Source organism: Alphaproteobacteria bacterium (assembly GCA_020638555.1).
Taxonomy (GTDB): Bacteria; Pseudomonadota; Alphaproteobacteria; order Bin95; family Bin95; genus JACKII01.
Window position 1 is genome coordinate 504,183 of sequence record JACKII010000001.1, and the last position, 24,215, is coordinate 528,397.

The 24,215-nt window shown below is 68.8% G+C and carries 12 protein-coding genes and 8 pseudogenes; 11 read left to right on the forward strand and 9 right to left on the reverse strand.

The genetic code is table 11. The features are described 5' to 3' along the window. Positions 1–21 precede the first annotated feature (21 nt). Positions 22–1,326, reverse strand: a complete 1,305-nt coding sequence (locus H6844_02360; protein MCB9928251.1) for a citrate synthase — start codon at positions 1,324–1,326, stop codon at positions 22–24. Between the two features lie 194 nt (positions 1,327–1,520). After that, the gene (locus H6844_02365; protein ID MCB9928252.1) at positions 1,521–2,918 is read right to left on the reverse strand and encodes a glutamate--tRNA ligase; all 1,398 of its coding nucleotides are present in this window, start codon (positions 2,916–2,918) and stop codon (positions 1,521–1,523) included. An 86-nt stretch (positions 2,919–3,004) separates the two neighbouring features. Here H6844_02365 and H6844_02370 point away from each other — a divergent pair, with 86 nt between their 5' ends. Further along, on the forward strand, positions 3,005–5,089 hold the full coding sequence (locus H6844_02370; GenBank protein MCB9928253.1) for a ComEC/Rec2 family competence protein: 2,085 nt from the start codon (positions 3,005–3,007) through the stop codon (positions 5,087–5,089). On the opposite strand, the gene tsaD is transcribed toward H6844_02370, so the two are convergent. Beyond that, positions 5,086–6,129 (reverse strand): tRNA (adenosine(37)-N6)-threonylcarbamoyltransferase complex transferase subunit TsaD, encoded by a 1,044-nt coding sequence (gene tsaD, locus H6844_02375; protein MCB9928254.1) that lies wholly within the window; start codon positions 6,127–6,129, stop codon positions 5,086–5,088. The two genes, H6844_02370 and tsaD, sit on opposite strands and share 4 nt — an antisense overlap. Before the next feature lie 95 nt (positions 6,130–6,224). Between tsaD and hemC the strand changes: the two genes are divergently transcribed. The 4 genes from hemC (at position 6,225) to H6844_02395 (ending at position 11,105) form a co-directional block, all read left to right on the forward strand. Next, the gene (hemC, locus tag H6844_02380; protein MCB9928255.1) at positions 6,225–7,184 is read left to right on the forward strand and encodes a hydroxymethylbilane synthase; all 960 of its coding nucleotides are present in this window, start codon (positions 6,225–6,227) and stop codon (positions 7,182–7,184) included. 62 nt (positions 7,185–7,246) lie between these two features. Continuing rightward, positions 7,247–9,175 carry a uroporphyrinogen-III synthase gene (locus tag H6844_02385; protein ID MCB9928256.1) on the forward strand — a complete coding sequence of 643 codons (1,929 nt, stop codon included), beginning with the start codon at positions 7,247–7,249 and terminating at the stop codon, positions 9,173–9,175. Further along, a complete protein-coding gene (locus H6844_02390; protein ID MCB9928257.1) occupies positions 9,172–10,668 on the forward strand; it encodes a heme biosynthesis protein HemY in 1,497 nt (498 codons plus the stop codon). The genes H6844_02385 and H6844_02390 overlap by 4 nt, the downstream gene beginning before the upstream one ends. Further along, complete coding sequence (locus H6844_02395) at positions 10,665–11,105, forward strand: PaaI family thioesterase (GenBank protein MCB9928258.1); 441 nt, start codon at positions 10,665–10,667, stop codon at positions 11,103–11,105. The genes H6844_02390 and H6844_02395 overlap by 4 nt, the downstream gene beginning before the upstream one ends. Positions 11,106–11,405: 300 nt before the next feature. Here the strand turns inward: H6844_02395 and H6844_02400 are convergent, their stop codons facing one another. The 3 genes and pseudogenes from H6844_02400 to H6844_02410 form a co-directional block, all read right to left on the reverse strand. Continuing rightward, entirely contained in the window at positions 11,406–12,473 is a 1,068-nt protein-coding gene (locus H6844_02400) for a cobalamin-independent methionine synthase II family protein (protein ID MCB9928259.1), read from the reverse strand. Further along, positions 12,467–13,405 carry a nitronate monooxygenase gene (locus H6844_02405; GenBank protein MCB9928260.1) on the reverse strand — a complete coding sequence of 313 codons (939 nt, stop codon included), beginning with the start codon at positions 13,403–13,405 and terminating at the stop codon, positions 12,467–12,469. The genes H6844_02400 and H6844_02405 overlap by 7 nt, the downstream gene beginning before the upstream one ends. 64 nt (positions 13,406–13,469) lie before the next feature. Then, positions 13,470–14,179, reverse strand: a pseudogene (locus H6844_02410) (ribonuclease activity regulator RraA). A 78-nt stretch (positions 14,180–14,257) separates the two neighbouring features. On the opposite strand from H6844_02410, the pseudogene H6844_02415 reads away from it, so the two are divergent. The 6 pseudogenes from H6844_02415 (at position 14,258) to H6844_02440 (ending at position 20,724) form a co-directional block, all read left to right on the forward strand. Then, a pseudogene (locus tag H6844_02415) lies at positions 14,258–15,446 on the forward strand (acyl-CoA dehydrogenase family protein). 181 nt (positions 15,447–15,627) lie between these two features. Beyond that, positions 15,628–16,664: pseudogene (locus H6844_02420) on the forward strand (TRAP transporter substrate-binding protein). A gap of 275 nt (positions 16,665–16,939) precedes the next feature. Then, a pseudogene (locus H6844_02425) lies at positions 16,940–17,389 on the forward strand (TRAP transporter small permease subunit). Positions 17,390–17,608: 219 nt separating this feature from the next. Continuing rightward, positions 17,609–18,974 (forward strand): annotated as a pseudogene (locus H6844_02430) (TRAP transporter large permease subunit). A gap of 80 nt (positions 18,975–19,054) precedes the next feature. After that, positions 19,055–20,254 (forward strand): annotated as a pseudogene (locus tag H6844_02435) (acyl-CoA dehydrogenase family protein). A 29-nt stretch (positions 20,255–20,283) separates the two neighbouring features. Continuing rightward, positions 20,284–20,724 (forward strand): annotated as a pseudogene (locus tag H6844_02440) (YaiI/YqxD family protein). Between the two features lie 117 nt (positions 20,725–20,841). Here the strand turns inward: H6844_02440 and H6844_02445 are convergent. The 3 genes and pseudogenes from H6844_02445 to H6844_02455 all read right to left on the reverse strand — a co-directional run bounded on the left by H6844_02445 (position 20,842) and on the right by H6844_02455 (position 24,088). Then, a pseudogene (locus H6844_02445) lies at positions 20,842–22,505 on the reverse strand (benzoyl-CoA-dihydrodiol lyase). 129 nt (positions 22,506–22,634) lie between these two features. Next, entirely contained in the window at positions 22,635–23,534 is a 900-nt protein-coding gene (locus H6844_02450; GenBank protein ID MCB9928261.1) for a hypothetical protein, read from the reverse strand. 134 nt (positions 23,535–23,668) lie between these two features. Further along, positions 23,669–24,088 carry an MAPEG family protein gene (locus tag H6844_02455; GenBank protein ID MCB9928262.1) on the reverse strand — a complete coding sequence of 140 codons (420 nt, stop codon included), beginning with the start codon at positions 24,086–24,088 and terminating at the stop codon, positions 23,669–23,671. Positions 24,089–24,215: the final 127 nt, after the last annotated feature.

The following is a 24,215-nucleotide window of genomic DNA, read 5'->3' on the forward strand; positions in this document are numbered from 1 at the left end:
GCCCCGAGCGCCCGCCCGCCATTACCGGTTGGCGATGGCGACATAGTCCCGCTGCGGCGCGCCGGTATAGAGCTGGCGCGGGCGGTTGATCTTCTGGGTCGGGTCCTCGATCAGCTCGTTCCACTGGCTGATCCAGCCGACGGTGCGGCCGATGGCGAACAGCGCGGTGAACATGCTGACCGGGAAGCCCATCGCCTTCAGCATGAAGCCGGAATAGAAGTCGACATTCGGATAGAGCCGGCGCTTGATGAAGTATTCGTCTTCCAGCGCGATCCGCTCCAGCTCCATCGCGACTTCCATCAGCGGATCGTTGACGCCCAGTTCGGCCATCAGCTCGTGCGCGGCCTTCTGGATCACCGCGGCGCGCGGGTCGTAGTTCTTGTAGACCCGGTGGCCGAAGCCGAACAGGCGGAACGGGTCGTCCGGGTCCTTCGCCTTCTTGACCATGGCCGGCACATTGTCCTTCGTGCCGATCTCGGTCAGCATTTTCAGGACTTCCTCGTTCGCACCGCCATGGGACGGACCCCAGAGCGCGGCGCAGCCGGCGGCGATGCAGGCGAACGGGTTGGCGCCGGTGGAGCCGGCAAGGCGCACGGTCGAGGTGCCGGCGTTCTGCTCGTGGTCGGCGTGCAGGATGAAGATCAGGTCCAGCGCCTTGGCCACGACCGGGTTGACCTTGTAGGGCTCCGCCGGCACCGCGTGGCACATGTGCAGGAAGTTGGCGGCATAGCCCAGGTCGTTCTGCGGGTACATGAACGGCTGGCCGATGGAATATTTGTAGGCCCAGGCCGCGATCGTCGGCATTTTCGCGATCAGCCGGTGGCTGGCGATCATGCGGTGGCGCGGATCGTTGATGTCGGTGGAGTCGTGATAGAAGGCCGACATGGCGCCCACCACCGCGCACATCACCGCCATCGGGTGCGCGTCGCGGCGGAAGCCGCGATAGAAGCTCTGCATCTGGTCGTGCAGCATGGTGTGGCGGGAAATGGTGAATTCGAAATCGTCGTACTGGTCTTTGGTCGGCAGCTCGCCGTTCATCAGCAGATAGCAGACCTCGACATAGTTGGACTTCTCCGCCAACTGCTCGATCGGATAGCCGCGGTACATCAGGACGCCGTTGTCGCCATCGATATAGGTGACCTTCGACTGGCAGGAACCGGTGGCGGTGTAGCCCGGGTCGAAGGTGAAATAGCCCATGTCTTTGTACAGCGAGCGGATATCGATCACCGGAGCGCCGGCCGTTCCATACAGGACCGGCATGGTGGACGATTTGCCGGTCTGGCCGTCGGTGATGGTGACCGTGTGATTGGATCCGGTTTCCGACATCTTAATCCTCGTTTCTCAAAGGTCCCGTTCCGGCGGTCTGCCGCCATTCGGTCATAATTGTTTGCATTGCACCATACGACCGCGGGCTCCGCTTGGCAATTCCAAGCGCACCCGGCAGCCTCGCCGGTGACCCGCAACCCTCTATCGTTGGGCCGCCTTGGGGCGGAATGCAAGCGGTTGACACGCGGGTGGATTTAGGCTTGGCCGGCAAGGCGTGCCAGCGTCTCCTCCCGGCCCAAAATCCGCATGACTTCAAAGAGGCCCGGCGAGGCGTTCGAGCCGGTCAGCGCCGCCCGCAGCGGCTGGGCCACCTTGCCGAGCTTGACGCCGCCCGCCTCCGCCTGCGCCCGCACGGCGCCTTCCAGCGCCGCCTCGTCCCAGGGCTCCAGGTCGGCCAGGGATCGGGCCAGCGCCGCCAGATGGGCGCGGCCGTCGCCCTCCAGCAATTTCGCCGCCTTGTCGTTCAGCGGCTGGGCACCGTCGCGCACATAGAAGGCGCTGTTCTCGGCCAGTTCGTTCAGGTCCTTGGCCCGCTCCTTCAGGCCGGCCATGCCCGCCAGCAGGCGGTCGCGGCCGGTGGCGCTCACGGTCAGGCCCGGTTCGCGTTCCAGCCGCTCGACCGTCAGGGCGACCAGCCGGGCGTCGTCGGTCTGGCGCAGGTAATGGCCGTTCAGGTTGGTGAGCTTCGCCATGTCGAAGCGCGAGGCCGAGCGGCCGACACCGTCCAGGTCGAACCATTCCACCGCCTGCGCGGTCGAGATGATCTCGTCGTCGCCATGGCCCCAGCCGAGCCGCAGCAGATAGTTCCGCACCGCTTCCGGCAAAAAGCCCATGTCGCGATAGGCATCGACGCCCAGGGCGCCGTGCCGTTTCGACAGTTTGGCGCCGTCCTGGCCGTGGATCAGGGGAATGTGGGCGAACACCGGCAACTCCCAATCCATGGCCTTGAACACCTGGGCCTGGCGGAAGGCGTTGTTCAGATGGTCGTCGCCACGGATCACATGGGTCACGCCCATGTCGTGGTCGTCGACGACAACGCTCAGCATGTAGGTGGGCGTGCCGTCGGCGCGCAGCAGCACCATGTCGTCGAGTTCGGCGTTCTGCACCGTGACCCGGCCCTGCACCCGGTCGTCGATCACCGTCTCGCCGGTCTGCGGCGCTTTCAGGCGGATGACCGGGGCGACACCGGTGGGAGCCTCCGACGGGTCGCGGTCGCGCCAGGTGCCGTCATAGCGCATCGGCCGCTTTTCCGCCTTGGCGCGCTCGCGCATCGCCTCCAATTCCTCCGGCGAGCAATAGCAGCGATAGGCGTGGCCGGCTTCCAGCATCCGCTGGGCAACCTCCGCATGCCGGGCCTGGCGCGAGGCCTGGTAGACCGGCTCGCCGTCCCAATCCAGTTCCAGCCAGGACAGCCCGTCCAGGATCGCGTCCACCGCGGCCTGGGTCGAGCGCTTGCGGTCGGTGTCCTCGATCCGCAGCAGGAAGCGACCGCCGTGATGGCGGGTGAACAGCCAGTTGAACAGCGCGGTGCGCGCGCCGCCGATGTGGAGAAAACCCGTCGGCGACGGGGCGAAGCGGGTCACGACAGCCATGGATTCCGAGCCAATTCGTCTTTTGGTTGATGTCATACCGAATTATTGGTTGTGTTTGTGGCAGCGATTTGGAGTGGGTTATCGGCATGGGCCGGATCAGCGTCAATAGCAGCGAGGCAGGCCAGCGCCGGCGGGCGGGGCGGCTGGCCGTGCGGGCCAGGGCCGGCTTGCGGGCGCTGGCCGAAGCCGCGGCGACCACCTGGGCGGCGGAGGCGCGGCGGCGGCCGCTCTGGCTGGCGGTGGCGTTCGGGGCCGGCGTTGCGCTCTATTTCCTGCTGCCGTTCGAGCCGCCGGCGCTGGCCGGCCTGGCGATGGTGGCGCCGGCGGTCCTGCTGGCCGGGTTCGCGCCAAAGCCGGGATTGCGGGCGGCCGCCCTGGTCGTGGCGATGCTGGCGGCGGGTTTCGGCGCCGGGCAGTGGCAGGTGTTGCGAGCCGATGCGCCGCGCCTGCAACGGGGCACCGAGCGGTTTCTGGCCGAGGCCTGTGTCGACCGGGTGACGCCGCGCTCCACTTACACCGACCTGAGCGTTTCCGACTGGTCGCCGGGAACGCCGCTGCCGCAGGGGCTGAAGGCCCGGTTTCGCTGGCGCAATCCGCCGCCGGACCTGCGCCCCGGCAGCCGCATTCGGGTCAACGCCCGGCTGTTTCCGGTGAGCGGCGCAATCTATCCCGCCAGCTACGACCCGCGCCGGCTGGCGTTTTTCGACGGCATCGGCGCCGAGGGCTGGCTCGGCAAGACGACGCAAATGGCCGGCGAATGCCATCCCCCCGGCGCCCTGGCGGAGGCGCGGGCGTGGCTGCGCGGGCGGCTGCTGGCGGACGTGCCGGGGGCGGCCGGGGGTATTCTGGTCGGGGTCAGCACCGGCTGGCGCGGCGACATTGCCGGTGACGACGCCCATGCCATGCGCAATGCGGGGCTCGGCCATTTGCTGGCGATTTCCGGCCTGCATGTGGGCCTGGTCGTGGGCCTGGTGCTGGTGGCGCTGCGGGCCGGCCTTGCCCTGGTTCCGTGGGTCGCGCTGCGCTTTCCGATCCACAAATGGGCCGCTGCGGCCGGGCTGCTGGCCGGCATCGGCTATCTGGCCTTTTCCGGCGGCAGCGTCCCGACCCAGCGGGCGATGATCATGCTGGGCCTGGTGTTGATCGCGCTGCTGCTGGACCGGGTCGAACTCTCCATGCGGCCGGTGGCCTGGGCCGCCGTCATCGTGCTGGCGGCCGCGCCGGACGCGATCCTGACCCCCAGTTTCCAGCTCTCCTTCGCCGCGGTGATCGGGCTGGTGGCGGTGTTCGAAACCTGGCGCCGCCATCGCCGCCGCCAGGGCGTCAGCGACCGGCGGCTGCCCTGGGCGGCGCGCTATGTGCTGGGGGTGGCGGCGACGACGGTGGTGGCGACGCTCGCCACCATGCCATTCGCGGCGTTCCACTTCCACCGCATCGCCCTGCTGGGTCTGTTCGCCAACCTGATCGCCGTGCCGGTGTTCGCCTTCTGGGTGATGCCGGCGCTGCTGGCGGGCCTGTTGCTGGCCCCGCTGGGGCTGGAGACCTGGCTCTGGCAGGCTGCCGGCGCCGGCGTCGACCTGATCCTGGCCGTGGCCTATGCCCTGGGCAATGCGGAGGGGGCCGTCGGCCGCGTCGGCGTGGTGCCGGTCTGGGGCATCGGCTGCGCCGTGCTGGGCGGGCTCTGGTGGGCGATCTGGCAGGAGCGCTGGCGCTGGTGGGGCGTGCCGCTGGTGCTGGCGGGCCTGGCCGCGCCGCTCACCGCCCGGCCGCCGGACGCCATCGTCTCGCGCGACCTGCTGGCGGTGAGCGACCGGCAGGGTGGCTATTGGATGCGCGGGCGCGGCGGTTTCGTGCGCGAGCGCTGGCTCGACGAGACCGCGGCGCGCGAGCGGCCCTGGCCCGACGGGCGGGAGGCGGGCGCGCCGGGCGTCGCCTTTGCCTGCGACGGCCGGGCCTGCCGCCTGACGACGCCGGACGGAACCCTGGCCCTGGTCGAGGATCCGGACGCGGCCGGCGACTGCCGCACCGCCACCTATGGCATCGCGCGCTACAAGCTGCCGGGCTGCGCCTGGTGGGCCGGCTGGGACGAGACGGTGGTGCTGTCCCTGCGCGAGGGCCGTGCCGAGCGCATCGGTTCGCGCGAGCCCGCCCGGCCCTGGTTGGCGCCCTAAAGGCCGGCGGGCAGCGCCATGTCGGCCCCGTCCAGCGGCCAGCGGGGCCGGGGCGCGGTCGCGAGCGAATCCCGCTGGCCGCGGCGAAACCGCTCCCAGCCGGCCCAGGCGACCATGGCGGCATTGTCGGTGCAGAGCTCGGGCGGCGGCGCGATCAGCGTGGCGCCCCGCGCCGCCGCCTCGGCAACCAGCCGGTGCCGCAGCGCCTGGTTCGCCGCGACGCCGCCGGCGACCACCAGCCGCTCGCACGATCCGAACTCGTCCGCGAAGCGGTCCATGGCGTGGCGGCAGCGGTCGGCCAGACTGTCGGCGCAGGCCGCCTGGAAGCTGGCGCAGAGGTCGGCGGCGGTCTGGTCCTCGGCCTCGCCCGGCGGCAGAGCCTGGATGGCCTGGCGCACCGCGGTCTTGAGCCCGGCGAAGGAGAAATCGCAGCCGGGCCGGCCGGCCAGCGGCCGCGGCAGCGCAAAGCGGGCGGGGTCGCCGCGGCGGGCGAGCCGTTCCACCGCCGGCCCGCCGGGATAGCCGAGGCCCAACAGCCGCGCCGTCTTGTCGAACGCCTCGCCGAGCGCATCGTCGATGGTGGTGCCGTAGACGGTGTAGGCGCCGACATCGGCCACCGCCAGCAACTGGCAATGGCCGCCGGAGACCAGCAGCAGCAGATAGGGGAACGGCACCGCGTCGGAGAGGCGCGCCGACAGCGCGTGCGCCTCCAGATGGTTCACGGCGACGAAGGGCTTGCCCCAGGCGAAGGCCAGCGCCTTGGCCAGGGTCGCGCCGACCATGACACCGCCGATCAGGCCGGGGCCGGTGGTGGCCGCGACCGCGGCGAGGTCGGCGGGCGGCAGGGCCGCCTCGGCCAGGGTGCGCTCGACCAGCGGGCGCAGGAGTTGCAAATGCGCCCGCGCCGCGATTTCCGGCACGACGCCGCCATAGGGGGCGTGGTCCGCCAGCTGGCTGTGGATCGACTGGGCCAGAATGGTGCGGTCGCCGCGCACCACCGCCACGGCGGTCTCGTCACAACTGGTCTCGATACCCAGCACGCAATCGGTCACGGGGTCTGGTCTCTCTCGGGTTCCGCCTGTTGCGGTGCAAGGAAAGGCTTGCGCCGGCAAGGCACTTCTCTACACATGCCCGCATGACAGCCCAGCGTCCACCCCTTCGCATCGGCACCCGCGGCAGCCCGCTCGCCCTGTTCCAGGCGCGCGCCGTGGCCGATCTCATCGCCCGCCTCGACCCGCACCATTCCGGTAGTGCTGCGCCCGAGCCGGTGGTCATCCGCACCAGCGGCGACCGCATCCAGGACCGGCGTCTGGCCGACCTGGGCGGCAAGGCCCTGTTCACCAAGGAAATCGAGCGCGCCCTGGTCGATGGCGAGATCGACCTGGCCGTGCACAGCGCCAAGGACGTGGAGACCGAACTGGCGGCCGGCACGGTGCTGGCGGCGGTGCTGGCGCGCGAGGACGTGCGCGACGCGCTGATCGCTCCCGGTTGCGCCGCGCTCGCCGACCTGCCGCAAGGGGCGGTGGTCGGCACCGCCTCGCTCCGGCGCCAGTCGCAATTGCTGAGCGTCCGGCCGGACGTGCGGGTGGTGTTGCTGCGCGGCAATGTCGAGACCCGCCTCGCCAAGCTCGCCCAGGGCGACGTGCATGCCACCTTCCTGGCGGCGGCGGGGCTGAACCGGCTCGGCAAGGCCGGCCATGTCTCGGCCCTGCTCGACCCGGCGGAGATGCTGCCGGCGGCGGGGCAGGGGGCGATTGCGGTGCAGTGCCGGGCGGACGACATGGTGGTGCTGGCGCTGCTGTCCATGCTGAACGACCCTGCCGCGGCGGCGGAGGTCCGGGCCGAACGCGCCGTGCTGGCGGCGCTGGGCGGCTCGTGCCACACGCCGGTGGCGGTGCTGGCGCGGGCCGACGTGCGCGGCGGGCTCAGCCTTGCCGCCCGCGTGCTGCGGCCCGACGGTTCCGAGCGATGGCAGGCGGAGGCGACCGGCACCTGGGCGGACGGCGCCCGTATCGGACACGACCTGGGACAAAGCCTGAAACGCCAATGCGATCCCGCCCTGCTCCTACCCGCCGGCCCCGCTTCGACCGCATAAGACCGCTGGCGGCGCGTCCGGTCGAACGGCCGGCCGCGCTGCGCCGGCCTGCGGCGGTGCTGGTGACCCGGCCCGAGTCGGCCCGGCCGGCGCTGCGCCAGGCCCTGGCGGCCAGGGGCGTGCGCTTGCTGGTGCAGCCGCTGCTGGCGTTCCGGCGCCTGCCCGGCCCGCTGCCGCCCACCGCCGACATCCAGGCGGTGATCGCCAGCAGTGCCCAGGCCTTTGCCGGCGTCGATGCCGGCGCGCTGCCCGCGCCGATCCCGGTGTTCGTCGTCGGCCGGGCGACGGCGCGCGCCGCGGCCCGCAGCGGCTTTGCCGATGTGCGCGTGGCCGCCGATGCCCAGACCCTGGCGAGCGACGTGCGCAATGCCTGCGCGCCGCGCTACGGGCCGCTGCTCTATCTGGCCGGCCGTCATCGCGCCCGCGACCTGGGCCGCATGCTGACGGGGTTCGAGGTGCGGCTGGCCGAACGTTATGCGGCCGAGCCGGTCAAGCGTCTGGCGCCGAGCGTGCGGCAGGCCATCGGCCGCGGCGAGGTGTGCGCCGTCACCCTCTATTCCGGCCGCGCCGCCCACGCCTTTGCGGCCGCCTGCCGGCAGAGCGGGGTTTGGGCCGAAGCGCGGCGCATTCCGGCGCTTTGCCTGAGCCGGCGCATCGCCGCACGGTTGCGGACGCATGGTGTCCGCGCCGCATGGGGCGCGCCGTTGCCGCAGGCCGAGCGCTTGACAGCACGCCTTCTTGGCAGGCGATTTAGCGCCGCTGACCTGCCAGCGATTCCCCCTGCCGCGCCCGGCGCGGCCCATGCTCCGCATCCGATCCGAGACGAGGCGATGACCAGTTCTCCCCCCGAGACCCCCGACTCCGAGCCGGACCAGCCGTCGCGCCTGAAGTCGGTGGCGCCGCACTGGGTGGCCATCGTCGCCATTGCCGCGCTGGCCGCCATTGCCGTGATCTGGCTGTGGTCGGAATTGCAGAACAATACCGCCGGCCGCGACGCCATCGCCGCCCGGGTGGCGGCGCTGTCGACCCGGATCGACGATCTGGCGAAGATTCCCACCTTCGCCGACCCGGCCACCGTCGACAAGCTGGTGGTGGATGTGGGCGACCTGACCAAGCGCACGTCCGAAAACGCCCGGGGCGTGAAGGCCATCGGCGAGCGGGTGGATGTGGCCGCCTCGACGACGCAGGCCCGCTCGAAAAGCCAGTCCGACCGGGTGGAGGCGCTGGAAAGCCGGGTCGGCTCGGTCGAGAGCGCCATGGGCAACCGCGCCGATGCCCTGGCCGCCAGCCTGCAAGACCTGCGCGCCCAGGCGGACGCCACCAGGGCGGCGTTGGCCGGGCTGACCGCGAAACAGGGCCAGGACGCCAAGGCCGCCGCAACCCAGCTGGCCAGCCTGACCGCCCAGGCGGGCGACCTGGACCGTCGCCTGGCCCGGCTCGAAGCCTGGGCCGAGCGCGCCCGCCCCGCCCGCGTCGCCGAGCAACTGGTGGCGCTGGCCGACCTGCGACGCATGGTCGAGAGCGGGTCGCCATTCGCCGGCCCGCTGCAACGGGTGCAGGCCTCGCTGCCGGCCGCAAAGGATCCGGGCGCCACCGCCGGCTGGGCCGCCTATGCCGACACCGGCCTGCCCACCGCCGCCGGCCTCGGCCGACAACTGGCGGCCATCGCCCGCGGCCGCCCGCATGCGGGGCCGGTCGAGACCGGCAGCACCTGGGTCGACAGCGCGGTCGGGACCTTGTTGAAGGGCGTCACCATCGATGACAGCGGCCCGCTGGGTCAGGACCCGGTGGCCGACGCCTTCCGCGCCGCCCACAAGGCGCTGGCCGCCGGCGATCTGGCCGCGGCAGACGCGGCAGTCGCCCCCATTGCGGAGCGGATGCCGGCGGTGGTGGAATGGCGCAAGGCACTGACGGCGCGCCAGCAGGCGCTGGCCATGATCGGAGCCTGGGACAAAACCGTGATGGCGGGCATTAGCGAGGCTCCGAAATGATACGCGCGATTTTTCTGTTTCTGGTCTTCGGCGCGATCATTTTCGCCGCCGACTGGCTGCTGGACCGACCGGGAACCATCGCCATTTCGTGGCAGGGGCTGGAGGTGCACGAGTCGTTCGCCTGGGGCGTCGGCATGCTGGCGCTGGTGTTGCTGGCCGCCATTGTCGGCTTCTGGCTGATTTCCTGGCTGCTGCGCTCGCCCTGGACGCTGGCCTCGCGCATCGGCCGGTCGCGGCGCGAGCGCGGCCAGACCGCGATCTCGCTCGGCATGGTGGCGATTGCCGCCGGCGACCGCGAGGAGGCGCGCCGACAGTCGCGCCGTGCGGCGCAACTGGTGCCGGACCAGCCGCTCGCCACCCTGCTGGCGGCGCAGACGGCGCAGCTGGATGGCGACGAACAGGCCGCCCGGCGCTATTTCCTGCGGCTGGCGGAAACCCCGGACACCGCCTTCCTGGGCCTGCGCGGCCTGTGGATGCAGGCGATGAAGGAGGGGCGCACCCGCGACGCCCTGCACTATGTCGAGCGCGCCCACGAGCAGCAGCCGAACGCGGCCTGGGTGCTGGAGGCGCAACTGACCCTGCAGGCGCGCCTCGGCCAGTGGGATGCCGCCGCGGAGACGCTGGAAAAGCTGGCCAAGCGCAAGCTGCGCACCGTCGAGCAAACCCGCGAGGCGCGGGCGCTGATCCATGTGGAGCGCAGCCGTGCCCTGGCCGCCCGTGGCGACGTTCCGGATGCGCTGGCCGCCGCCCGGGTGGCCTACAAGGCCAATCCGACGCTGGTGCCCGGCGTCGCGCAGTATGCGCGGATGCAGATCGCCAGCCACCGCCGCGGCAAGGCGGAAAAGGCGATCGAGGAGGCCTGGAGCCTGTCGCCCCATCCGATGCTGGCAGAGGCCTATCGCGGCGTCGTCGATACGGTGACGCCCGAAAAACAGCTCGATCTCGCCCGCAAGCTGGCCGCGGTGAAGCCGAACGACCCGGAAAGCGCCATCCTGGTCGCCCGGTTCGCCATGGCCGCCAATCGCTGGACCGATGCCGCCGAAGCCCTGGCGCCGCTCACCCGCCGCAATCCGCCCGCCCGCATCTGCCGCCTGATGGCGGAAATCGAGGCGGACGGCCGCAACGACCTGGAAGCCGCGCGCAACTGGCTGGCCCGCGCCGCCGGGGCACCGCCGGACGAGGCCTGGGTGTGCCGCGAGACCGGCGCCGTGCAGGCGGAATGGTCCGCGGTCTGCGCCGACAGCCAGTTGTTCGGCACGCTGGAATGGCGGATCCCCTACCATCTGGAGACCGCGGCCCCGGCGATGCTGGAAGCCGCGACCGGAGGGGCGGTGACCGGAGGGGCGGTAACCGTGACCGGTGCGGCGGTCCTGGCCGACGACGGGGACGCCAGTGCGGACGCCGCCGATGCGGATGGCGTCACCGTGGTCGAGGCGGTGGCGGAGCCGGTGGATGCCGACGCCCCGCCCCGCAAGGCGGGGGCCGGCGCATGAGCGCGGCCAATTTCATCGAGGCCCTCGGCATCCGCTTCGTCGAGGTGTCGAAGACGCGGGTGCTGGCCGAAATGGACGCGCGCGCGGAGCATTCGAACGGCAACGGTGTCGTCCATGGCGGCATCTACATGGCGTTCGCGGATACGCTGGGCGCCCGCGGCGCCATCATGAACCTGCCGGACAACTGCCGCACCAGCACGCTGGAATCGAAGACCAACTTCCTGCGCGGCGCCCGTGTCGGCACGCTGGTCGGCGAGTGCACGCCGGTGCATGTGGGCCGCACCACCCAGGTCTGGCGCACGGTCATCACCGGCCCCGACGGCAAGAAATGCGCCGAGGTCACCCAGACCCAGCTCGTGATCGCGACCGAGCCCGACGATCCCGTGACCCTGCGCATGCAGGCCATGCGCGACGGCCGCATTCCGCACAATCCCTGACTGCCCGAGCCCTGACCGCCTCGAACCGTTTGCCACCGGTGGATACCGGACCCGGTGTTTCCCGGCCGTCGCGGAGCGGCGAGCCGGGACCGCTTGCCGCGTGCGCACACCGGCGCGGACGGTGTTCGAAGGATGACACCGGCCCCGGACCGGCGCTCCGCACCGCCCGGGGTACAAAGCGGCTCCGCACCGTCCGGGGATCAAACGGCACTCCGCACCGTCCGGGGTACAGAAGCGCTCCGGCCGGGGAGCACGGGTATCGGCGCCCGTCGCCCGCCCCTCCCGCCGAGGGGCGCCACCTCAGGCGCGGCCGCGCACCAGCGCGGCGCCGGCGGCCAAAGCCTCCAGCTTGCGCACGCCCAGCCAGCGGGGAATGGCGGAGAGGCCGCAATCGGCGGTCAGCGCCAGCCGCTCCGCCGGAATGCCGGCGGCCAGCACAAGGTCGATCCTGCGCGCGACGTCGTCCGCGCTTTCCTGATGGAAGCTCTTCACGTCGACCACGCCGGCGGCGATCCGCGCCGGGTTGGCCAGCGCCGCCACCAGGTCGAGCCCCGCCATCTCGCGGTTGGCGAATTCCAGCACCAGCCAATCGGCGCTGAGCGTCTCCAGGGCGGGTTGCAAGCGGTCGAAGTCGCGCGGCGTGTAGGGGCGGCTGGCATTGTTGCCGAAGCAGACATGCACGGCAAAGGCGTCCGGCGCGGCCTCCCCCACCCGGTTGATTGCCGCCACCGCCTCGGCCTGGCCCAGCCAGTCCAAGGGATAGGTGAGGCCCGGTTCGTCCAACTGTACCAGTGGGCAGCCGGCGGCCACCAGCGCCGCCACCTCCGCCCGGATCAGCGCCACCAGATCGGCGAGCAGGGCGTGCTGCGGGTCGGCCTCCGCCGCATAGGCCCGGCCGGCGCGGATGCTGCGCACGAAGGTGATCGGCCCCGGCAGCGCCATTTTCAGCCGCGTCGCCGCGGCCGCGTCGCCCAACTGCCGCGCCACCTCGCGGCGGAGAAACTGATAGTCTTCGACCAATCCCAGGCCGTTCGGCGCCCGCACCCGCTCGTCCGCCACATAGCCGGGGGTACGGTCATAGCCCGGCACGCCCAGGCGGCGCGCCACCGACTGGCGGGTCAGCCCTTCCAGCCGGTCGTACATGGCATAGACGAAGCGGTCCCGCGTCAGTTCGCCGTCGCTGAACACGTCCAACCCGGCCTGGATCTGGTCGGCGATGGCGGTGCGGGTGGCGTCGCCATAGGCCTCGTCCACGTCGGCCGGCCCGGCCTTGCCGGCGCGCATGGCCTCGCGGAAGCTGAACAGCCAGCCGGGCGCGGCGTGGCTGCCGACGCCCATGGTGGGCAGCAGGGGGAGGCCCGTCAGCATGCGCCGAACCTGCGCCGCGCCGCCGCGTATTCGGCGGCAACCGTTTCCACCAGGTCGGCGACCGCCGGCACGCCGTCGACCATCTGCACCGAATGGCCGGCGGACCAGACGTCCTTCCAGCGCCGCGGCGCGTTCGGGTTGATGTCCTTGTCGATGGCGACCGAGCCGCGCTCCGGCAGGTTGTCCGGGTCGAGGCCGGCGGCGAGCAGCGAGGGGATCAGCATGTTGGTCTCCAACCCGGTCATCGCCCGCGTCAGCTTGATGTCGTCCAGGCCGGAGGCGACCAGCATCTGCTTGTAGGCGTCCTTGGCCATGCTCTCGGCCGTGGCGATGAAGCGGGTGCCCATATAGGCGAGGTCGCAGCCCAGCGCCTCGGCCGCCAGCAGGGCCTGGCCGTCGCCGACGCCGCCGGCCAGCACCACCGGCCCGTCGAACAGGCGGCGCACGCCGCGCACGAAGGCGAACAGGTTGGCCCAGCCGGTCTGGCCGCCGGCGCCGGCGGTCAGCAGGATCAGGCCGTCGGCCCCGGCCGCAATCGCCTTCTCCGCATGGCGCATGCTGGCAATGTCGGCGAACACCAGCCCGCCATAGCCGTGGATCGCGTCGATGATCGGTGCGGGCGAGCCGACGCTGGCGATCACCAGCGCCGGCTTGTGTTTGCAGATCAGCGCCAGATCGTCGGCGAGGCGGCTGTTGGAACGGTGCACCACCAGGTTCGGCGCCACCGGCGCGTGCTCCGGCCCCAGTTCGGCGTCGATGCGCTCCAGCCATTCGGCCAGTTCCGCGACCGTGCGGCAGTTGATGGTCGGGAAGGAGCCGATGACGCCGGCCCGGCAGGCGGCAATGACCAGATCCGGGCCGGAGACCAGGAACATCGGCGCCGCGATCAGCGGCAGGCGGAGGCAGGAGTGCAGCGAGGCCGGTAGCGCCATCGGGGCGGCTCCTGATGGGTTGCGCGAAGAGGGACGGCGGGGGCGGGTGGGCGGACGGCGGCCGTCAGCCGCCGGTCTTCGCCTTCCACTCCTGGTATTTGGCCAGATTGTCCGCGTTCGGCGGATAGGTGCCGGGGATTTTGGCGCCGTCCTTGACCTGTTGCAGGATGAACTGTTCGTGCAATTCCTGCTCCAGCCCGCCTTCGGCCACCTCCTGCACCAGCGCCTGGGGATGACCACGACGCCGTCATTGTCGCAGACCACCCAGTCGCCGGGAATGACGGCGACGCCGCCGCAGCCGATGGGCACGTTCAGATCGCCGTCCGAAAGGCTGGCGACGCTCGCCGGCGCGGCCGCGCCCGGGCACCAGACCGGCAGGCCGCTGGCCTTGACGCCGTCGGCATCGCGCACGCAGGCGTCGCTGACCATGCCGGCGACGCCGCGCACCTGCATCCGCGTCGCCAGGATGTCGCCGATGGCCGCACCGTCGGCGAGACCCAGGCAATCCACCACCAGGATGTGGCCGGGCGGGCATTCCTCGATGGCGCGGCGCTGGGCCAGGTCGGTGCGCTTCAGGATCTCCGGCCCTGACAGATCCTCGCGGCCGGGGATGAAGCGCAGCGTGAAGGCCGGGCCGGCAATGCGCTCCTGGCCGTCGGAGAGCGGTTTCGGGCCGAACATCCAGACCTGCCGAATGCCGCGCTTCAGCAACTGCATGGTAAGGGTCGCGGTGGACACCCGCTTCAGGGTGGCGACGAGTTGGTCCTGGTTCATCTGGCTTTTCCTCTGGCGTGTTCGCCGGTACAACTGAGCCGAAACCACAGCCCGATGCAATCGTGAAGGAGCCGCCCGATGGACATGGCCTTTACCGCCGAAGACGAAGCCTGGCGCGAGGAAGTGCGCGCGTTTATGCGCGAGAACCTGCCGCCCGCCATCGCCCACAAGGTCCACAACGGCTTCGGCGTCAGCCGCGAGGAAATCCGGGACTGGCACACCAAGCTCTATGAGAAGCGCTGGGTCGCGCCGAACTGGCCGCCGGAATGGGGCGGCCCCGATCCGGCCTGGACCGTCAACCAGAAATACATCTATGACGAGGAAGCCTCGCTGGCGGGTGCGCGCGGCTGATCATGTTCGGCATCACCATGTGCGGCCCGTGCTGATGCGCTTCGGCACCGACGCGCAGAAGAAGGACTTCCTGCCGAAAATCGTCGCGGGCGAGCGCACCTTCTGCCAGGGCTATTCCGGAACCGGGCTCGGGCTCTGACCTCGCCAGCCTGAAAATGCGGGCCGAGCGCGACGGCGATGATTTCGTGCTGAACGGCCAGAAGATCTGGACCACGTCCGCGCACATGGCCGACTGGATTTTCTGCCTGGTCCGCACCTCGAACACCGGCAAGCGCCAGGAAGGCATCACCTTCATCCTGGTCGACATGAACACGCCGGGCGTCGAGGTGAAGCCGCTGATCACCATCGAGGGGCACGCGCGAGGTGAACGAGGTGTTCTTTCGGACGTGCGCGTGCCGGCGGCCAATGTCATCGGCGAGATCGACGACGGCTGGAGCGTCGCCAAATACCTGCTGGGGCACGAGCGCATGGGCGGCGGCGCGCTCGGCGGCCTGAAAAAGTCCATGGAACAGCTGCGGCAGATCGCGAACGAGGAGCCGGACGGCGCCGGCGGCTCGCTGGCGGAACAGCCCGACTTCGCGCGCAAGATGTCCGAGGTCGAGATCGAGCTGATGACGCTCGAAGTCCAGATGCTGCGCCTGCTCTCGAAGATGAAGGCGGATGCGGAAATGGGCCTGGAAGCCTCGATGATCAAAATCCGCCGCTCGGAGATCATCCAGCGGCTGAGCGAGCTGAAAATGGAGGCGGTGGGCTATTACGCCAACCCGTTCGTGCTGGGCGCGCTGGAGCATGGCTGGAACGAGGAGCCAATTGGCGGTGCGGATTATATTAACGCTTTAGCTGCGCACTACTTCAATAACCGCAAGCATTCAATTTTGCGGGATCGAACGAGATCCAGCACAACATCATCGCCAAGCGGTTCTGGGCCTTTAGGGGAGATTTCAAGAGACCGCGACATTCAGAGCTTGAGACTCCGCCACAAACATGCTTGAAACAAGCGTCTGACGCAGACCAGTGTTGCGTCGGACGCATTGGTCCGCGCCCCAGGGTTTCGGCTTGTTGGCTTAACTGTCTCAAATTCCTAAACGGGAGGAATTATGCGTCTCAGCTCTCTCTTGAAAAGCGTCGCCGTTGCGGCGGTGGCGGTCTCCACCGTCGCTGCGGTCAGCAATGCCGATGCGCGCGTTCGGATGAAGATCCACTCGGCCTTCAGCAAGAACATCGTCATCATCGGCCTGGGGCCGCATTAACGTGGCCGACGCCATCGAAAAAATGTCCGACGGCGAAGTCCAGATGAAGGTGTTCGAGCCGGGCGCGCTGGTTCCGGGGCACGCAATATTACGATCCGGTCTCCACCGGTTCGATCGACGGCGCATGGGGCACCCCGGCTATAACGTCAACAAGAACTTTGCCTATGCCTTCTTCTCCGCGGTGCCGTTCGGCCCGCGCGGCGGCGAATACATGGCGTGGATGCGCCATGGCGGCGGTCAGCAACTGGCGGACGAAATGTACGCCCGCGACAACAACATCAAAATGTTTGTCTGCAACCTGATCCCGCCGGAATCCTCGGCTGGTTCCGCAAGGAAATCAAGAGCCTGGATGATCTCAAGGGCCTGAAGATGCGCTTCTTCGGCCTGGGCGCCAAGGTGATGGAAAAGTTCGGGCGTCTCCACCCAGCTGCTGGCCGGTGGCGACATTTATCCGGCGCTGGAACTGGGCCTCGATCGACGCGACCGAATTCTCCATGCCGGCCATCGACAAGGACTACGGTTTCTACCAGATCGCCAAGCACAAACTACATTTCGGCTGGCTGGCACCAGCCGGCGACGCTGGGCGAAATGATCTTCAACATGGACAAGTTCAACCAGTTGAGCGACGGCCAGAAGGTCATGGTCGACCAGGCCTGCCAGGCGCAGACCCTGCGCGGCTTCGCCGAGGGTGAGGCGATCCAGGGCGCGGCGATGAAGTTCTTCGAGACGAAGGGCGTCACCATCCACCGTTGGCCCCAAGAGACGCTCGACAAGTTCTCGAGGCGGCCTGGAAGGAAGTCGTCGTCAACGAGATCGGCGACAACGATGACGCGAAGAAGATCTGGGCCTCGTTCTCGAAATTCCGTGAGGAATACAAGCTTTGAAGCGAAAACGGCTATCTGAAATAAGCCGTGCCCGTCATGCCGGGACATCGCCATCGCGGTCGTGTCCGGCCTGATTGCTGGCCTCGGGGCGCCCCTGGCGGGTCTGCCCGAGGTCTCTCTTTGACCCTTTCCACAAACCCCATTCCTCACTCGCAACAGCCCGATTTACGAGGCTGAAACACCAGATAGGGTGGAAGCGTTCATGCGCAAATTGCTCGACATCGCGGATCGAATCGAAAGATCTGCAATTTTTCGGACGAGCCGGTTCCTGGCTGATGATCCCGTTGATCGCGGTCATCATGTTCGACGTGTTGACCCGGAAACTGTTCGGCGGCGCCATTCAGCAGGCGATCCAGGACTCCTCGCTCTACCAGGTGCTGTCGCCGACCAAGCTGCAGGAATGGGAATGGCATCTGCATGGTGCCCTGTTCATGCTGGCCATCGGCTTTTCCTACACCATGAACGCCCATGTGCGCGTCGACGTGCTGCGCGAAAAGGTCAGCGACCGCAAGCAGGCGTGGATCGAAATGATCGGCCTCTGCGTGTTCCTGTTCCCTACACCATCGTCATCGGCATTCTTTGCGCCGATTTCGTCTATCTCCTACGCCTCGAACGAGGTGTCGGTGGCGATGACGGGCCTGACGCACCGCTGGATCATCAAGGCCTTCCTGCTGCTCTGCCTGATTTTGGTGTTTTTGGCCGGCGTGACCACCTTCCTGCGCCACATCGTCTATCTGTTCGGCGCGGAACACCTGCGCGACGACGTCAAGATGAACATGCTGACGTCCGCCGTGGCGGAACACCTGCCGCATCTGGACGATGAGGACGTGTACGGCCCCGGGCATACGCTGAAGACGATCTTGAACACAGCGATGTTCAAGCGGACAACGATCCCACCCCGAAATCAAATATTAAGCCCGGCGTCTCGGAAGGAATTCACGCTCATGTATTGGGAAGATTATCTCCCAGTGATCATGTTCCTTGGGCTGGCCTTCGGCCTGTTCTCCGGGATCCCGGTTGCGTTCGTCGTCGGCGGTATCGGCCTGCTGTTCGGCTTCATCGGCTCGTTCTACGACATGTTCTCCGTCATGGAGTTCTTCAACATCCCGGTCCGCATCTGGGGCGGCGCGGTGGAGAATCCGTGCTGGTGGCGGTGCCCCTGCTTCATCTTTCATGGGCACGATGCTGGAGCGGTCGGGCGTCGCCAACGACCTGCTCGAAATCCTGGACGTGTTGCTGAAAAAGGTGCCGGGCGGCCTGGCCGGGCGTCGGTCACGCTGATGGGCACGATCAGCGGCGGCGACCACCGGCATTATCGGTGCCTCGGTCGTGATGATGACGCTGATGGCGCTGCCGACCATGCTGCGCGCCGGCTATGCCAAGTCGCTGTCGACCGGCACCATCGCGGCTTCGGCGACGCTCGGCATTCTCATCCCGCCCTCGATCATGCTGGTGATCATGGCCGACCTGCTGGCGCTGTCTGTCGGCAATCTGTTCCTCGGCGCGATCTTCCCCGGCCTGCTGCTGTCGTCGCTCTATCTGGTTTATATCCTGATCATCGCCCGGGTGAAGCAGCCAGCATGGCGCCCCGGTGAAGGACAACTCCCTGGTCGAATCCCACGGCTCCATGCGCAAGATGGTGCTGAAGGGCTTCGTGCCGCCGGTCTTCCTGATGGTGCTGGTGCTGGGCTCGATTCTTCGCCGGCTGGGCCACTCCGACCGAGGCGGCCGGCGTCGGCGCGTTCGGTGCCATCCTGCTCACCATTTTCAACGGCCGCATGACGGGCGGGGTGATGCGGAAGTGGGTGAGCGCACCGCCATCATCTGCGGCATGATCTTCTTCATCTTCATGGGCGCGACCGCGTTTTCCTACGTGTTCCGCTCGCTGGGCGGTGAGGATCTGATCATCGCGGGCATCGAGGCGCTGGGCTTCGGTTCCTGGGGCATTCTGATCGTGCTGATGGCGACGATCTTTCATCCTGGGCTTCTTCTTCGACTTCATCGAAATCACCCTGATCGTGCTGCCGGTGTTCGCGCCGGTGGTGGCCATCATGGATTTCGGCGACCATGGTCGGCCGACGTGATCTACTGGTTCGCCATCCTGGTGGCGACGAACCTGCAGACCTCGTTCCTGACGCCACCGTTCAGCTTCGCGCTGTTCTATATGAAGGGCGTGGCGCCCAGTTCGGTGAAAATCCAGGATATCTATGCCGGCATCATCCCGTTCGTCAGCCTGCAGGTGATCGGCCTGGCCCTCGTGATCGCATTCCCGGCATCGCGCTCTGGCTGCCGAATGCGCTGCTGGAGTAGCCGTCCCGGAAGGGCTGGATTAGCCTTTGAGGTTGAGTTTAGGCTCCGGGACGCCAACGCTTCCCCGGAGCCTTTGTTTCATGGACCTTCGTTTCACCGCCGAAGAGCAGGCCTTCCGCGCGAACATCCGCGCCTGACGGCCGAAAACCTGCCCGCCGACATCAGGACAAGGTCGACCGCGGCATCGAACTGAGCCGCGACGACTATGCGCGCTGGATGAAGATCCTGTCCGGCGCCGGCTGGATCGCGCCGAACTGGGACCAGAAGGACGGCGGCCCCGGCTTCAGCCTGGCTGGAGAAGTATATTTTCGAGGAAGAGCTGTTCATGGCGCGCGCGCCGCGCACCGTCCATTTCGGCACCCGCATGGTCGGCCCGGTGCTGCTGGCCTATGGTACGCCGGAACAGCGCAAGAAATACCTGCCGAAAATCCTGACCAGCGAGGAAATCTGGTGCCAGGGCTATTCCGAGCCCGGCAGCGGCTCCGACCTCGCCTCGCTGAAGACGACGGCGGTGCGGGACGGCGACCATTATGTGGTCAACGGCACCAAGATCTGGACCAGCTATGCCCATTGCGCCGACCGCATGTTCGCCCTGGTGCGCACCGACAACACCGGCAAGAAGCAGGAAGGCATCACCGTCCTGCTGATCGACCTGAAGACGCCCGGCATCACCATCAACCCGATCATCACGCTCGACGGCCGCCACAGTTTCAACCAGGAATTCTTCGACAATGTGCGCGTGCCGGTCGCCGACCGGATCGGCGAAGAGGGCCAGGGCTGGAGCATCGCCAAATACCTGCTGGGGCACGAACGTTCGAACGCCTCCTACATCTCCATCAACAAGCGCAATCTGGCGAAGCTGAAGGCGATCGCCGCCGATCAGGAGATGGACGGCCGGCCGCTGGCGGAGAATGACGAGTTCCGGCACCTGATCGCCGAGGCGGAAATCGCGCTGGAAACGCTATCGGTCACCTCGCTGCGCCAGTTGGCGAATGCCAGCGCCGACCAGCCGGGTGGGGCCGGAGGCGAGCGTGCTGAAAAATGCGCACCGGCGACGTGTTCCAGCGCATCCACGAACTGATGATGATGGCCGGCGGCTACAGCGCCCAGCCCTATGTGCCGGAAGCGATCCGCGGCGGCTGGAACGAGGCGCCGGTGGGGCCGGACTATCTGTTCCGCATGGCGCCTGACTATTTCGAGGCCCGTGCCAGGCGTCGATCGCCGGCGGCAGCCACGAGGTGCAGAAGAACATTATCGCCAAGGCGGTGCTGGGCCTGTGAGGCCCGGCCGGGGCGGTTGAGGACCGGGAATGCTGTATATCGACGCCGATGCCTGCCCGGTGAAGGCGGAGGCCCTCAGGGTCGCGGAACGGCACCGGCTGAAGGTGCGGATCGTCTCCAATGGCGGCCTGCGCCCGAGCCCGCATCCGCTGGTGGAAACGGTGATCGTCGACCAGGGGCGGACGCCGCCGACCGATGGATCGCCGAGCGGATCGGACCGGGCGACATCTGCGTCACCGGCGATATCCAGGTGGCCTTGCGCTGCCTGGATGCGGGCGCAGAGGCGATCAACCACAATGGCGAGGTGTTCACGCGGGCGAATATCGGCAACCGCATGGCCATGCGCGACCTGATGGCGGATATCCGTGCCGCCAACCCTGCTGGCGGCGGGCGGCAGCGGCCGGTCGTTCTCCAAGGCCGACCGTTCCCGCTTTCTGAACGGCCTGGAACGGCTGATCCAGCAGGCGAAGCGCCGACCCCGCCGCCTGCGCGGCGTAGGGCCTGGCGTTCGGGATGAGCGGAGAGGCGCCCACCGAGGGGGAGGCCCCGGATCGCGCTGTGCGCGTCCGGGGAAGGGGCAGTATCGGCTATGTGCGGTTGCGGTCGAAGGCCGGTTTCTGGCCGGTGCCGTAGCGCTTCAGCGCGCCTCCGCGCCGACGGCGTTGGGGCGCTGGAAGATCCAGTTCTGCCAGGCGCTGAGGCGGGCGAAGATCTTGGTTTCCATGGTCTCCGGCCGGGGAAGCGCAGATTGGCCTCCAGGCCGGTCAGCGCGTCGGGTGAGAAGCTGGCGCGCTCCTCCAGGGCGAGGCGGACCTCGTCCTCCCAGTCGATGTCGTCATAGGCGAAGGTGACGAGGCCCAGCGCCTCAGCCTGCCGGGCGTCGAGCGGCGCGCCCGCGGCGGCGCCGATCGCCTCCAGCGCGGCCGGGTCGCCGAAAAACCGGGTGGCGAGGCGCGACAGGCCGTTGGCCATGGGCAGCGGCTCCCCGAAATTCAGGGGCCGAGAGCGTGAGGTGCGCCTCCGGCCGGTTGTCGCCCTCCAGCCCGCCGATCAGCATATAGCTGCGGTCGGCGGCGAGCGCGAGTTCGGCCAGCAGGCCGGCAAAGCAGGAGCCGGGGCCGATCAGCGCCACCAGCGAGCGCGAGGTCACGTCCAGGCGTTTGAACACCCGCTTCCAGTAGGCGCGGATCTCGGCCGCGAACCAGTCGCCGGCGGCGGCAGCCTCTGCCAGGGCGGTCTCGTGCGCCAGCACCTGCGCCGGGTCGCCCTGGGTCTCCAGCAGCCAGACGCCGATGGTGGGCTCGTTCAGGCGCAGTTCCAGGATGGCGTCGTCCAGCGCCCGCGCGGCCGCGAGGCTCCAGGTCTCCGCGCCCGCGGCGTGCAGGGCGACGGCGTCCGCGGGCGGCGGCCCGCTCGGCCCGGCCAGCACGAGGGGCGGGCGGTGCCGGCGGCGCGGTCGATCTCCACCGAGAGATGCGGGTAGGCGAGGCCGTCGTCGGCGACGGTCTTGGCGAGCGGCGGCAGCGCGACGCCCGCCGCGCCGGCGGGCGTTTCGAGCCGGCGGCCAGCGCCCGGACACGGGCCGCCACCGCCGCATCGAAGCCCGAGCGGGGGGCAACGGCGTCGACCAGGCGCCAGTCGACGGCGCGTTTGCCCTTCACGCCTTCCTCGATGCCGGCGAACACGTCGGCGCGGTCGCGGCGGACATGGCGCTTGTCGACGACGCGGGTGAGCCCGCCGGTGCCCGGCAGCACGCCCAGCAAGGGCACCTCCGGCAGGGCGACGGCGGAGGTGCCGTCGTCGACCAGCAGGATCTCGTCGCAGGCCAGCGCCAGCTCATAGCGCGCCGCCGGCGCAGGCGCCGTCGACCGCGGCCAGGAATTTCAGGCCGGACGCGGCGCTGGCGTCCTCCATGGTGTTGCGGGTCTCGTTGGTGAACTTGCAGAAATTGACCTTGTGGACATGGCTGGCGCCGGCCAGCATGCGGATGTTGGCGCCGGCGGAAAACACCTGCGGCTTGGGCCGAGCGCAGCACGCAGACCCGGACCGAGGGTGTTCGAAGCGCAGTCGCTGCACCGCGTCGGCCAGTTCGATGTCGACGCCCAGGTCGTAGGAGTTGAGTTTCAGGCTCATAGCCGGGCAGCAGGCCGCCGTCTTCGGCCACATCGAGCCAGAGCGTGGCGGTCTCTCCGTCCACATCCAGACGCCAGTGTTTGTAGCGTGTGGGATCGGTCCGGCAGTCGATGCGCATGGGGCCTCCGGTCAGGGGGCGGGTGTGGCGTCTTTCCGTACCCTATAGCGAAATTTTTTCTGCACGGGCACCCGCGGATGCGTGTAGGGTTTCGCCCAAAGCCGGGCCGTAGTATTGGCTTGGGTTGACCTATATCAGCGCGGTTCCGGGGTGGCGGCCTACAGTGGTGTCGAGATCACCGGGATCCAGAATGGCGAAGGAGTCTGTGCCCATGACCATCCGCACAGTTTTGACAATGTTGGAAGGGGCCGAGAGCGACGTGGTCGACCTGGCCGCGGTCAGCGCGTTGGTGAAGATGTTCCCCGCACATGTCGATTTGTTGCATGTCCGCCGCGACCCGCGCAGCGTGATGCCGATGGTGGGCGAAGGCCTGTCCGCCGACCTGATCGACATGGTGCAAAGCCAGGTCGAAAAGAGGAAGAGACGCTCGCGGCCCGCTGCCAGGGCATTTTCGACCGCTGGTGCGCCAGCGCACCTGCCGCAGATCGATTCCCCCAGCGCGGAGGCCAAGGCCTCGGCGCGGCTGGTGGACATGGTGGGCGACAGCGCGACCCTGGTGGCGACGCTCGGCAAGATGGCCGATCTGGTGGTGCTGCCGGCGCCTCGCTGGAGGATGGCGACCTGTCGCCGGGCGCCGAGGCAGCGATCTACGACACCGGCCGGCCGGTGCTGTTCTCGCCGCGGCGCGAACTGCCGAGCTTCGGCAAGCGGGTTTCGCTGTTCTGGAACGACACGGTGGAGGCGAGCCGTTCCGCCAAGGCCGCGATGCCGTTTCTGAAACAGGCGGAGGCGGTGCAAGTCGCGTCGGCGCTCGACGATCTGGTCGAAAGCGACACGGTCAAGGCGTTCGCGGCCTCGCTGGCCTGGCATGGCGTCAACGCCGACGTGCGTCTGGTCGAGCCGGGCGACCGCTCGTCCGGCGAGGCGCTGATCGACGCCGCCTGGGAATTCGAGTCGGATCTGATCGTCATGGGCGCGTTCAGCCATTCGCGGCTGCGCGAGATGATCCTGGGCGGCGTGACCCGCCATATCCTGCGGGTCGTGGGCCGGCCGGTGCTGATATTACTAGGGCATTTGCCCGGCAAACCCAGGCGTGGGCCGGGCATCAGAGGGAAAAGGGCCGTTGCCGGTGGGCGGCGGCCCTTTTTCGTGGCGGAATCGGATCAGATCAGGCCCAGCAGCCGCAGCGCCAGGGCGACGATGGCGAGCCAGCCGACCAGGAAGGCCAGCGTGCGCAGCACTGGAGGATGCCAGCGTGTAGACCACGATATAGACCGCGCGCGCGCGATCACGAAGGCCTGCACCGCCAGCAGGGTGTTCGCGTCGGTGACGCCGGCCACCACCACGGCGACCGCCAGCGGTGCGAACACCACCAGGTTCTCGACGCTGTTGTAGTGCGCCGCCTTCATCCGCTCGGCCCAGGCGGATTGGGGCAGCGGATGCGGTTGCGGGTTGTCGAGCGCGCCCCAAAGGCCCCGGACCACGATCCGGTCCAGCACATAGGGCAGGGAGGTGGCGGCCATGATCAGGCCCATGACGGCCAGCCACCACAATTCGGGGGCTACCATAGCGGTTGCACTCATTTCAGGTCTCCTCCGCAGATTGCCGGCACAACCCGGCCGCGAAGTATAGGGGCGGATCTGCCCGCGGACGGGTGCGGTCAAGCCGCCGCCGCTGCCCGGATTTGCGGCAGACAGACAGCAGCCGTGC

Coding starts and splice junctions, on each gene's coding strand:
- H6844_02360 (MCB9928251.1), bottom strand. CDS start 1,326: ATGTCGGAAACCGGATCCAATCACACGGTCACCATCACCGACGGCCAG.
- H6844_02365 (MCB9928252.1), bottom strand. CDS start 2,918: ATGGCTGTCGTGACCCGCTTCGCCCCGTCGCCGACGGGTTTTCTCCAC.
- H6844_02370 (MCB9928253.1), top strand. CDS start 3,005: ATGGGCCGGATCAGCGTCAATAGCAGCGAGGCAGGCCAGCGCCGGCGG.
- hemC (MCB9928255.1), top strand. CDS start 6,225: ATGACAGCCCAGCGTCCACCCCTTCGCATCGGCACCCGCGGCAGCCCG.
- H6844_02390 (MCB9928257.1), top strand. CDS start 9,172: ATGATACGCGCGATTTTTCTGTTTCTGGTCTTCGGCGCGATCATTTTC.
- H6844_02395 (MCB9928258.1), top strand. CDS start 10,665: ATGAGCGCGGCCAATTTCATCGAGGCCCTCGGCATCCGCTTCGTCGAG.
- H6844_02400 (MCB9928259.1), bottom strand. CDS start 12,473: ATGCTGACGGGCCTCCCCCTGCTGCCCACCATGGGCGTCGGCAGCCAC.
- H6844_02405 (MCB9928260.1), bottom strand. CDS start 13,405: ATGGCGCTACCGGCCTCGCTGCACTCCTGCCTCCGCCTGCCGCTGATC.
- H6844_02450 (MCB9928261.1), bottom strand. CDS start 23,534: ATGGCGGGTCACGCCGCCCAGGATCATCTCGCGCAGCCGCGAATGGCT.
- H6844_02455 (MCB9928262.1), bottom strand. CDS start 24,088: ATGAGTGCAACCGCTATGGTAGCCCCCGAATTGTGGTGGCTGGCCGTC.